This is a genomic window from Acidiphilium sp. AL, from assembly GCF_025499445.1.
GTDB lineage: Bacteria > Pseudomonadota > Alphaproteobacteria > Acetobacterales > Acetobacteraceae > Acidiphilium > Acidiphilium iwatense.
The window spans coordinates 1-11397 of sequence record NZ_JAIMBZ010000014.1 but is presented as its reverse complement, the minus strand read 5'-3'; the positions used below and the strand labels follow the sequence as shown (position 1 = coordinate 11397).

Here is an 11397-nt window from a genome sequence, read left to right as displayed (position 1 = left end):
AAGCGGGCACAAGGGAAGCGATGGAGCGGCACGACGTCACCGATCGCAAAACGTCCAAGCTGCGTGCCAAATACCGGCACGGCTTGCCGATCGCTCTCCTCCTAGCTCTGCCGCTTTTGGCGAGTGGTCTCATTCTAGCCGGCATCGTCGCGAACAATCCAGCCTTGTTCGTGGCGTTTCTGACCGGATCGATGGGCAAGCGGCTTTTGCTTGCCGCTCCCGGCTGGTTCGATCCCACAATCGGCCTGATCACCCAGCCGCTCGGCATGCTGAGCGCGGCGGATTGGCTGCACGGCATCGTCCCCTGGTGGAATCCCTATTCGGGAGTGGGCATGCCGCTTGCCGCCGAAATGCAAACCATGTCGTTCTTCCTGCCCTTCGTTCTGCTGCTGAAATCCTGGCAGGGCTGGCTCGTGCTCAAGCTGATTCTCCAGATGCTGTGCGGCCTGTTCATGTATGCGCTGCTGATCGAACTGGGCCTGACAAGGCTAGCCGCGTTTCTGGCTGGTGCGCTATATGCGCTGAACGCGACTTTTTTTCTCGTGCCGCATACGATGGGTCCCCTGCCCTTCGCGCCGCTGCTTCTGCTCGGCATCGAACGCGCGCAGCGCGCGGCACGGGAAAAGTGGCCGCTCGGCTGGGGATTGATCCCGCTCGCTCTCGCTTATTCGATTTATGGCGGCTATCCTGAATCCGCCTATATCGACGGAATTCTTGCCGCTGTGTGGGTGATGTGGCGATTCGCAACGATCGGCGATGCACGCTGGCGCTTTGCCGGAAAGATCGCGCTGGGTGCAGGGATCGGGCTGGCGCTTTCGCTGCCGCTTTTGGTGCCCTTCTTCCAATATATCGCACAATCCTACCTCAGCCGGCACGCGAAGCTGTTCAGTTGGATCTGGTTGGAGTCGCCCGGAGCGCCGGTGCAGCTTTTTCCGTTCATCTACGGGCCGATTGGAGCGGCACCTCCCGCCGGCGTGCCGGCAGCGCTGGTCAATCTGATTCAGGCTTACTGGGTTCAACTTGGCGGCTGGTTCGGGCCGATCGCGGTGACGCTCGCTCTCGCTGCGCTGCTACGCCCCTCGCCGCAACGCGGCCTTGCTTTCGTGATGTTCGGCTTCGTTCTGGTCTGGCAGGCGCGAATCTGGGGCTTTCCCCCAGCGATCTGGCTGATCGACGCCCTCCCTTTGATGGCGCAGACCGACGCGATCCGATTCTGTGGTCCCGCGATGGAGATTGCCTGTTTCATCATGGCCGGAATCGCCGTCGATGCCTGGCAGCGGTCAGGGGCTCTCGACAGGAGTGCGACGATCTTGCTCGCCGCACTCGGTGTCGCAGTCATTCTGATCGCGGTGCTGCCTGCGTCCGGCGCCTTGCGTGCGTGGTTCGCTGGCGCCGCCGCACCGCGCAGTTTTGCCTTGGCGGCGAGCGGATCTGAACTCGGGCTCGCGGTTGCGGCCGGCTTGCTCCTCACGATTCGGCCAAGTCGGATTGCCTTGCTGGCGCTTGCATTTATCCTCGGCGCGGATGCCCTCGGCACCGCCGCGATCGGCCAGTTAGGGGCACCGTTTCGTGGCAAACTCGATCTCGACGGGGTGCGCTATCTGCAGCACCATCTCGGTGGAGCGCGATTCTACTCGCTGCAACCTTTCGGTCCGAACTATCCGGCGGCATACGGACTCGCTTCGATCGACGAGAACGAATTACCGGTTCAGGCCACGTGGAATCGTTACATCCATCAACACCTCGATCCTTACGCAGATGTCGTGCTGTTCATCGGCTTGCAGACGCGCACCCTGGGCTGCGTGCTATTGCCGCATATCGCAGCGGCATTGCGGAGTGGGATATTTATCCGCCCCCAACCCGGGACCATCCCGCCCGATCAAGCCACCGAACTCCGCCGGCATCTCGCTGCATATGAGACGATCGGGGTGAAATATGTACTGGCACCGCCAAATCAGAACCCGTTCACCGCCGTTCAGGCTCTGCCGGAGGATTCCGCGTCGCGAATTCCGTTCGCGCTGGGACCAGATGCCGTGCTGGACGGCGCGATTCCGGCCGGGCTGCTGCGCATCGACCGGATCAATCGGGTCGATGTGCTGATCGGCACCTACCACGGTGCCTCAAGTGGCCATCTCAGCCTAAAGATTTGCGTAGGCACGGAATGCGCAATCGGTAAGGCCGATCTGGCAACCGCGAGCGATAACCAGTTTCTGGAGATCCCGCTTGTTCACCCGCTTGTGGTGCCGGCAGGCGCGTCGGTCACTTACCAACTCGCACATGCGGCAGGAGGTGCCGTTGCGATCTGGCTTGGTACACTTCGGCAGGACGCGCCGTCATCTCTCACGCCTGCAGGGGCACCGGCTTTGCACGCGCCGATCCTGCGATTCGTGTCGCATCCGGCCGGTATATTGCCGCGTCTCGTTTTTCAGGACCGGGTCATGCGCATTTATCGCCTGCCGTGGAATCGGCCATTATTCTCGGCAGAACCCGTCTGCCATATTGCCTCGCTGAATTGGAATACGGTCGATGCCACGTGCATCGCACCGGCAGTGCTGACTTGGCTCGAAGCGGATTACCCCGGCTGGCATGCGCGTATCGACGGACAGGCCACGCCGATCGCCGCGGCCGAAACCATGTTTCAGTCAGTCGCCCTGCCCGCCGGGACCAGTCGCGTACGGTTCTTCTATCGGCCACCGTTCATCCGCATCAGTTGCGCTGTTGCCCTGGCCGGTATGGTGATCTGGTTGACCCTACTTATGATCGGGGCAAAGCGAAGGGTTTAGATGGCGCTACCGACCTGCCCCGGCGCCATCCCATGTGCGGTGTTGTCGCACTCGAACCATTCCAGGACATCGCGTTTCGGCAATGGCGGAGAGAACAGAAACCCCTGACCATCGTGGCACTGATAGGCGCGCAGAATATCGGCATGACGCGCGGTTTCAACACCTTCTGCGGTCACGCGCAGCCCTAGGGTCCGGCTCAATTCGATGATCGCCTTGACGATTGGCGCATCGTTTTCGCGGCGTTCCAAATCAACGATGAAGCTGCGGTCGATCTTCAGTCGATCGAACGGAAAGCCTCGCAAGGTTGCCAGAGAGGAATAGCCGGTCCCGAAATCATCGATCGCGATGCGGCATCCGAGTTCTCGCAGGCGATGGAGGTTTTCGAGCGTGCGTCCCTCGGTTTCCAGCACGGCCGATTCGGTTACTTCGAACTCGATCCGGCCGGGGTCGATTTTCGATCGTTCGATGATGCCTGAGAGTTGATCGAACAACCATGCCTCGCGAAGATGCAGTGGAGAGAGATTGACCGCGATCGAGACATTGGCCGGCAGTTGAGCGGCGACTGCCAGGGATTCCGCGAGAACGAATGCCGTGATCGTGCCGATATGACCGCTCTGTTCGGCAATTTCGATGAACTCGTCGGGCGCGATGATGCCGCGCTCGGGATGGTGCCAGCGCACCAGGGATTCGAGCCCGGTGATCTTGTGCGTGTCGAGAGCGACGAAAGGCTGGTATTCGACGAAAAGTTGTTCGCTCAGCAGGGCCCGCTTGATATCGCGCTGCAGGCTGCGACGTTCCTGGAGATGACGGTCCATCTCCCGGTCGAACAGACGCCACGTGCCGCGCCCGGCATCTTTGGCCCGATAAAGCGCTAGATCGGCATTCTTGTACAATTCCTCCGACGTTTCGCCGTCATGCGGCGCAAGGGCGATACCGATACTGACCCCGATCTCGACGGTGACGCCATCGAACTTGAACGGACGGGCGATGCGGTCGATCACCCGCTCGGCCACGGCGGTTGCGTCGAATTCGTTATTCGAGGGTAGCACGATGGAAAATTCGTCACCACCAAGTCTTGCTGCGATGTCTCGATCGCGGATCGCGCTGCGGATTCGATGCGCGACCGCGCGCAGCACCGAATCGCCAAGGCCATGGCCATAACTGTCGTTGATCGCCTTGAACTGATCGAGATCGAGACAGAGCAAAGCCGCACCGGACCGGCTGCCGTCGGCAAGCAACTGACCGAGGGCATTATTGAATTCCGTGCGGTTGGCAAGGTCGGTCAGCGTGTCGTGCCTGGCAAGGTAGGCGATGCGTTCGCGCGACTGGTGCATCGCGGTGACATCGGAACCGACGCCCCGATAGCCGATAAATACTCCGGCCTGATCGGTGATCGGCTTGCCGGTAAGGGACCACCAGCGCTGCTCGCCATCCATATTCGCAGGGACGACGATGTCGCGGAACGGTCGTTGCATTTCGAATTTCAGGCGAAGTGGTTCGTAGGGGTCCCCGGTGTTTTTCCGCACCTTGCGGATCGTGTCGTCTTCTCCGGCAATGAAGGCGAGAAAATCTCCGCGGATCGATGCGGCCGGTCGGCGTGCCACCTCGGCAAATCGTGCAGAAGCGTGCTTGAGGTTGCGTTCGGCATCGGTCTCCCAGAGCCAGTCGCTGGCATTTTCTTCGAAATCACGGAGTAAGACACGGATGGTTTCACTCGTTTGAGTGAGGCGAAGGGAAGCAACAGTTCTCTCAATCAATCTATTGTTTATAAAAATAATAGAAATCAATGTGTAAACAGTATAAGAAAGCAAACATAAAAATACAGGAAAATAAAAAAAACGAGCGTCTTCAAAAACAGGGACAAATGATCCAATAACAATCGGAATCCAAAACGCAAAAGCATAAGTCAATGGGCCGCCAATAACCGCGCTAGAAATCAAACCAATTTCAACGCCAAAAAGTAATATTACTTGTGGGCCGTTGCTTGAATATATCATGATATTAATAAATATTGACCAAAAAATTCCAAGAAATAGTCTCATATAACACAAATACAAAAAATAATTTTTGATAAATTTTTCTTTGTTGTCTGACTTGTTCCAAAATATACAAAATAAAAACAATAAAACATAAATAAAAAAAATAAAAACAAAACTTATTTTAATTTTTACATTTGAAATAAATCGGTCAGATTGAAAAAACAGAGCTAGCGCCACAATAAATCCAACGGGAATCATGAAAAAACCGTGGCGTGTCCACGTATTTAAGTGAATTTCTTGAACCTGATCGCGATATTGCGCAGGAATATCGCGGTGGGTCATCAGGCTGACGATTCGATGGTTCAACCGTTTCATATTGTTGCCAAAATCTAATAATTCGGTGCGAATGTGACAGAACTAGACAAACCCTCACACTCCGTGTTGCGTTCAAAATTTTTTGGCGGAAAACCAATCGCTTTCAAAACTTTAGCACACCTCAGACGTGCTGCAAAAATAAATTTATACCCCATGAAGGTTAATAACCTATTATGGCCCTGCTTTCTCGGACCGGAGGTTAAACATGGATGGTTCTATTGTTGGCTCAACCCCAACCTGGACGCTTGCGCCTAGCGCCAATTTGGTGACGCGCAGCGATAAATTGATGGCCCGTTTGGCCGCAACACCAGAAATTATGCGCCAAGCCTGGTCCTTAAGATACGAAAGTTATTACTGCCATGGCTTTTTAGAAGAAAACCAGGAGCGCCTGTTTCCCGATGAGTACGATTCTCTCGAAACTTCAAAAACCATTGTCATCTACAAATACGGCGAGCCGATCGCATCTGTCCGCGTATGCCTGCATGATCCTGTTGCCGCATCTAAAGGCATTTACACCATGCCCATAATGGCGACATTCCCGGATGTAATCCCAGAGCTTATCGAACGGTATAGCCGGAATAAATTGGAGCAACGGGCAGTCGAGGTTCTTCGACTGGTCTCTCATCCTAGTGTTGAAAAAAATGTCGAAGTTATATTTGCATTATTTAGAATGGCAAAATATCTGACTAAATATTTTGAGTCTGGCATATTGTTTTGTGGAGTAAGACAAAACCATGCGGGAATTTACCGCAGAATTGGATTTGATAAAAAAGCTGAACCTAGACATTATTATCCAAAGTTGAAATTTCAGACAGCCTTAATGATGGGTATCGAGTGCGAGTATGAAATAGTTCAGCAGAAAATTCCGTTTCTTCGCAATGTATTCCGCTACGATGAGACATATTCTAATTTACTCGCGGGGAAATTGGTTCCGGTTTTTGCCGACGTCGAATCTTATGATTCCTCACGTGAAACCATTAACCGTAGTGAAATTTTATATCAAAATGCAGCGTAACGAGTGAACGCCAGGTGGATGTCTTTCGAAATCGGCTTAAAACGCCGAAATGCCTGTCTGTGCCCGGCCGAGAATGAGCGCATGCACGTCATGCGCTCCCTCGTAGGTGTTCACAGTTTCAAGATTCATCATGTGCCGGATCACATGATATTCGTCCACGATACCGTTGCCGCCATGCATGTCCCGTGACATTCTGGCGACATCCAGCGCCTTCCCGCAGTTGTTGCGTTTCATCAGCGAGATCATTTCCGGGGCCGCCACCCCTTCGTCGAGCAAGCGACCAAGACGCAGCGCCCCCTGCAACCCGAGGACGATTTCGGTCTGCATATCGGCAAGCTTCTTCTGCACGAGTTGGGTCGCGGCGAGCGGCCGGCCGAACATCTGCCGGTCGAGCGTATAGGTGCGCGCCGCGTGCCAGCAAAATTCGGCTGCGCCCAGCGTACCCCAGCAAATGCCGTAACGTGCGTTGTTCAAACACGAAAACGGCCCGCGCAGACCCTTCACGCCCGGCAGCATGTGATCGTCCGGCACGAACACGTCTTCCAGCATAATCATGCCGGTAATCGAGGCGCGGAGGGAAAACTTGCCGTCGATTTTCGGCGTCTCGAATCCTTTCGCGCCGCGATCGATCAGAAAGCCACGGATCACGTCGTTGTCGTCTTTCGCCCAGACCAGGGCCATATCGGCGATCGGCGAATTGCTGATCCAGGTTTTCGAGCCGTTCAGCAGATAGCCGCCATCCACTTTCTTTGCCCGCGTGCGCATCGAGCCTGGATCGGACCCGGCATCGGGTTCGGTCAGGCCAAAGCAGCCGACCCATTCGCCGGACCGCAGCTTCGGCAGATATTTGTCCTTCTGAGCCGGCGAACCGAAGGCAGAGATCGGGTACATGACCAGCGAAGACTGCACCGAAAATACCGAGCGGTAGCCGCTATCCACCCGTTCCAATTCGCGGGCGATCAGCCCATAGGCCACGTAAGATACATCGGCACAGCCATGACTTGCCAGGGTGGCTCCCAGAAACCCCATCTCGCCCATTTCCGAGACGATGGCGCGATCGAATTTTTCTTCGCGAAAAGCATGAAGAACGCGTGGAAACAGCTTGTCCTGACAGTAATCATGCGCGGCATCGCGAATCGCGCGTTCATCCTCGGTCAGTTGCGTGTCGAGACGGAAGACGTCGGCCCAGTCGAACGGCGCAAATCCGCCTTTATGCGCGGCCCCCACGTTGGTTGCGTCGGCTGGCTTGCTCATCACGTTCATGCCGCAATCTCCGTCCCATCGTTGTGATCGCCACCCTCGTTCCGGGATGGGGTTTCCATCCTGACGACGGCCGTTCGCCGCCTGATTTGCATGAAGGCAGGAATGTCCGCGCCAAAACCAATGACGCTGTCGCGATTCTCCAAACCCCGCATCTCACGGTCACGCCGCGGCTCCCGCGCCGTATCGGTGCGACGATCCCCGCGCATCCTTTCGCTTGATCGCCGCGGGTCCTGGCGCGTCGCTTTTAATTGCATTTCGTCAACAGCCGGTTGCACGGCAGCCTCCACGCGTCGAGGAGCAGCCGATTTCGGCGCTTTCTCGGCGCGCGGCGGTGAGGCACCTTTGCCGCCACGGCTGCGGCGCCGGCCGCGCGAATCGACCTCGGCCCAATCGACCGGATCCAAACCCTCCACCGCGAGAGGGGGGATCGCATGGCCGGTCAATTTCTGGATCGCTTCGACCGCAAGCCGGTCCTCCGGTGTAGCTAAAGTCAATGCCCTGCCCTCAAGCCCGGCGCGACCGGTCCGGCCGATTCGGTGGACATAATCCTCGGCATGGTGCGGCACGTCGAAATTGAACACATGGGACAATCCGCCGATGTCGATGCCGCGCGCCGCGACATCGGAACAGACCAGAAGGCGAATCTCGCCGGCCTTGAATTTCTCCAGCGTGGCGAACCGCGCCGATTGCGGCATGTCACCATGCAGCGCACCCGCAGAAAACTTGTGCCTTGTCAGTGACTTATAAAGAATATCGACATCCCGCTTACGATTGCAGAAGATCAGGGCATTCTGCACGTCCTCGGTGCGGACCAGTCGGCGCAGCGCCTCGCGCTTATCGTGCGTGGCGACCAGCGCCAAGCCTTCGGTAATGGTCGTTGCCACCGAAGCCGGTTTGGAGACGCTGATTTCCTTCGGATTGGACAAAAAGGCGTCGGCCAAGCGCTTGATTTCCGGCGCCATGGTCGCGGAGAAAAACAGGGTCTGGCGCAGCGGCGGCAGCATCGCGACGATCCGCTCGACATCGGGAATAAACCCCATATCGAGCATCCGGTCCGCTTCGTCGATGACCAGAACCCGCACGTCCGACAACAATAGACCGCCACGTTCGAAAATATCGATCAGCCGCCCCGGCGTCGCGATCAGAACATCGACACCACGGGTCAGAACCTCCTTCTGTTCACTCATGCTTTCGCCGCCGATCAGCAACGCATGAGTTAGCTTCAGGTGCTTGCCGTACTGGACGAAGTTTTCCGCGACCTGGAGAGCGAGTTCGCGCGTCGGTTCCAAAATGAGCGAGCGTGGCATCCGTGCACGTGCGCGCGAGCCAGACAGGATATCGAGCATCGGCAAGGTAAATCCGGCGGTCTTGCCCGTGCCGGTCTGCGCACAGCCCAGAACGTCCCGCCCCATCAGCACGATCGGGATAGCCTGCTCCTGAATCGGTGTGGGCGTGGTGTAGCCCTTCTCGACGAGAGCCTTGAGCACGGGTTCCGATAGCCCGAGCGCCGCAAAGCCGGTATCGAGTTGGACTGTGGCGTCTGCGGTGGGAATATCGGCGAACACCGATTCAGAGGTGACAGGCTTTGGATCGAAATCCTGAGACTCGGACAAAATGGTGACCAATTCGAATTAGAGAAATGCGCGCGTGCCCATACGCCGGAGAGTGATGAGCCGTGCACAAGGGCATTGGCACATCGAAATGCGCCATCCGCCCATTGGTATCTCGGCAAACCCGCGAAAAGTCAAGCCTTCATCGGCAAAACGTCACCCTCCACGCTGGCCAGGGCTGCGCCAAGAGCGGCGATGTCGATCTCGGTTCGCAACATTTTCCGCTCGCCAAGCGGCAGAGGCCCACGCACCGGGTAATGTGGTGCAAAGGCCAGCACAAGTCGCCACTCCAGGGAGAACAAACGCGCACAGGTCGCGATCGCGCCATCCGGCCAGCCGTCAATGCCAAGTTGGATCACGATCGTGCCTGGATCACAGAAACCAAGCAGCGGTGCCTGTGCCGGGTCGTCGATGACGACGAGTCGTGCCGCCGCCAGAACCGAGATCAGATCGAAAAGGCCGAGTTGGGTATTCCCGAGTCGCATCGCATCGGGGTCGAGGAAGGCGAAAGACTGCGCCCGCAGCCAGGCCTGAAATCCGAACTGATTGCCGCGCGTGAAACGCGTGCGGGTGACAGGTTCCAGAATCGCAATGCGCGGATTGACTTCGTAGGGTTCGGCGGCGAAACGCAAGGTTTCGATCGCCGGACGGATCATGCGTGAAAACCCTTGCCCTTTTTGGAGGGTCAGCAACAATTTCTCGACTCGCACAGGCTCGGACAACGGCGTATAGGCGCCGAGAAGACCCATTGCCGCGAGGGCATCGGCCTGCGGCGGCGTCAATGGCGGTCCGGCAAAGCCGATTTCGCCGAACATCGCTCGCTGCATCGATGCGATCGAAAGCGAATTTCCGAGAAACCGACCGAGCGGTACGGAGGCGCCGGCAGCCATCGGTGCAACGGCATTACTGAGAAGCACGGTATCGGCCGGCTCGGCCGGCTTCGAAGGGGTCGTGCCAGCCCGTGTAATGCCATCCCGGTCGATCACCGCAAATGGTTCTGGTACCAGAACGGCATCCCGCAGCACCAGGGTTTCATGACCGGGCATCGCTGCGTGCCGGTACCTTGCGCCGGCGCGATCGCGGATGGACGCGCCGCCAAACCAAATCTGATCGCGAATGAGCCCGCGCTGCGCAACGTCGAGCCATCCCTCAGCAACATGACGAAAAATGGGAGTCTCGTTCATCGTGCCGGAAACGCCTCGGCCAGCGCTTTGCGGAACATCACCGGATCGACGGTGAAGCCGAACTCGCGGACCGGTCCATCACCAGGCTCGCCCGTCACGCATGCGAAAAACACGTGCCAGCGCAAGCCAAGGACGTGACAGGCGGCGCGGGTCCAGCCATCAGCGAAGCGTTCCGGCTGGATTTCGAGCACATTCGTGCCAGGATCGCAGAAACCGAGATTGGCCAAAGCCGCACCCGATTCGCCGATCACGCAGTCGGCCTCCGCAAACAGGCGTGCCTGCTCGGCGATGGTCATACGTGCCGGTTGCATCATTTCGAAGCCAAATTCCGCCGCGACCGCTTCGATCTCAGGACGATTCTCCATGACCCTGCGATTCTCCGGCAGGGCACGTGAAATCAACAGCCTCTGCCGGCCTTTCGTGCCGGTTCCGAAGCGGAAGCGCAGTCGGTCGAACACCGCACAGACGAACCGGCTCGGGTACTGCACATTGAACGAAACCATATCGCTTGTGACGATCTTGCGGAACCGGGTCGGCCGGTCGAGCGCAACATACCCGTCGAGCAGCCCGAGCGCATCGAGAATCTCCGATTGCCAGGGCAGCAAGGGACGTCCCGCTAAAACCGCGTGCGGACCTAGCAACAGCCGGTGCAACAGGGCTGCCGGCAAACCATCATAGAGAAAATGTCCGTAATTGCCGATACCGATGCCACCCACCGGCAGGACGACCGTGTCGATCTCCGGGATCGGCCGGGAAGGATCGGCCCATCGCCATGCATCGTTTGCCAATTCGATGAAGTTGCGATCGGCGGCGGATAGACACCCGTTCCACATGGCAAGATTTTCGATCGAAGCATCGAAAAATCCTCGGCCGGGACAGAGAACAGCCATCGATTCGGGCGACAGGATCGCATTGTTCAAGACGAGGCTGCCGACCCGTTTCAGCCGATGAATTGGGTTTTCCCGCATCTCTTCATTGACCGATCGTCCGGGACCGAACACGGTGAGGCCACACACCAGCCCATGCGGGACGACATCGACGAAACGGTCTGAACCGCGCCGGGAATCCCGGAGGCCATTTTGTTTGACTCAGGCGACCATAGCCAGCTCGTTCAGTTGTTCATAGTAGCGCGCCTCGGCCTCGGCGGGTGGGATGTTGCCGATCGGCTCGAGGAGACGCCGGTGGTTG

The 11397-nt window shown here is 57.6% G+C and carries 7 protein-coding genes; 2 read left to right on the top strand and 5 right to left on the bottom strand.

Translation table 11 applies throughout. The features are described from left to right. Window positions 1-20 precede the first annotated feature (20 nt). On the top strand, window positions 21-2783 hold the full coding sequence (locus AiwAL_RS10060; RefSeq protein ID WP_235704272.1) for a YfhO family protein: 2763 nt from the start codon (window positions 21-23) through the stop codon (window positions 2781-2783). Here AiwAL_RS10060 and AiwAL_RS10055 read toward each other — a convergent pair. Further along, window positions 2780-5137: an EAL domain-containing protein gene (locus AiwAL_RS10055; protein WP_235704271.1), complete on the bottom strand. Its 2358-nt coding sequence runs from the start codon at window positions 5135-5137 to the stop codon at window positions 2780-2782. The genes AiwAL_RS10060 and AiwAL_RS10055 overlap by 4 nt on opposite strands. A 205-nt stretch (window positions 5138-5342) precedes the next feature. Here AiwAL_RS10055 and AiwAL_RS10050 point away from each other — a divergent pair, with 205 nt between their 5' ends. Next, on the top strand, window positions 5343-6152 hold the full coding sequence (locus AiwAL_RS10050) for an N-acyl amino acid synthase FeeM domain-containing protein (RefSeq protein ID WP_262312640.1): 810 nt from the start codon (window positions 5343-5345) through the stop codon (window positions 6150-6152). A 36-nt stretch (window positions 6153-6188) separates the two neighbouring features. Here the strand turns inward: AiwAL_RS10050 and AiwAL_RS10045 are convergent, their stop codons facing one another. From AiwAL_RS10045 to AiwAL_RS10030, 4 genes are all read right to left on the bottom strand, one after another. After that, window positions 6189-7406, bottom strand: a complete 1218-nt coding sequence (locus AiwAL_RS10045) for an acyl-CoA dehydrogenase (protein ID WP_235704328.1) — start codon at window positions 7404-7406, stop codon at window positions 6189-6191. Between the two features lie 5 nt (window positions 7407-7411). Further along, on the bottom strand, window positions 7412-9028 hold the full coding sequence (locus AiwAL_RS10040) for a DEAD/DEAH box helicase (RefSeq protein WP_408851503.1): 1617 nt from the start codon (window positions 9026-9028) through the stop codon (window positions 7412-7414). Window positions 9029-9159: 131 nt separating this feature from the next. Beyond that, on the bottom strand, window positions 9160-10071 hold the full coding sequence (locus tag AiwAL_RS10035; RefSeq protein WP_262312639.1) for a hypothetical protein: 912 nt from the start codon (window positions 10069-10071) through the stop codon (window positions 9160-9162). Window positions 10072-10205: 134 nt separating this feature from the next. After that, window positions 10206-11225, bottom strand: a complete 1020-nt coding sequence (locus tag AiwAL_RS10030) for a DUF563 domain-containing protein (RefSeq protein ID WP_262312638.1) — start codon at window positions 11223-11225, stop codon at window positions 10206-10208. Window positions 11226-11397 lie beyond the last annotated feature (172 nt).

Bases quoted from the DNA above. Each gene is read 5' to 3' on its own strand.
- AiwAL_RS10060 (WP_235704272.1), top strand. From the start codon at position 21: ATGGAGCGGCACGACGTCACCGATCGCAAAACGTCCAAGCTGCGTGCC.
- AiwAL_RS10055 (WP_235704271.1), bottom strand. From the start codon at position 5,137: ATGAAACGGTTGAACCATCGAATCGTCAGCCTGATGACCCACCGCGAT.
- AiwAL_RS10050 (WP_262312640.1), top strand. From the start codon at position 5,343: ATGGATGGTTCTATTGTTGGCTCAACCCCAACCTGGACGCTTGCGCCT.
- AiwAL_RS10045 (WP_235704328.1), bottom strand. From the start codon at position 7,406: ATGAGCAAGCCAGCCGACGCAACCAACGTGGGGGCCGCGCATAAAGGC.
- AiwAL_RS10035 (WP_262312639.1), bottom strand. From the start codon at position 10,071: ATGCCCGGTCATGAAACCCTGGTGCTGCGGGATGCCGTTCTGGTACCA.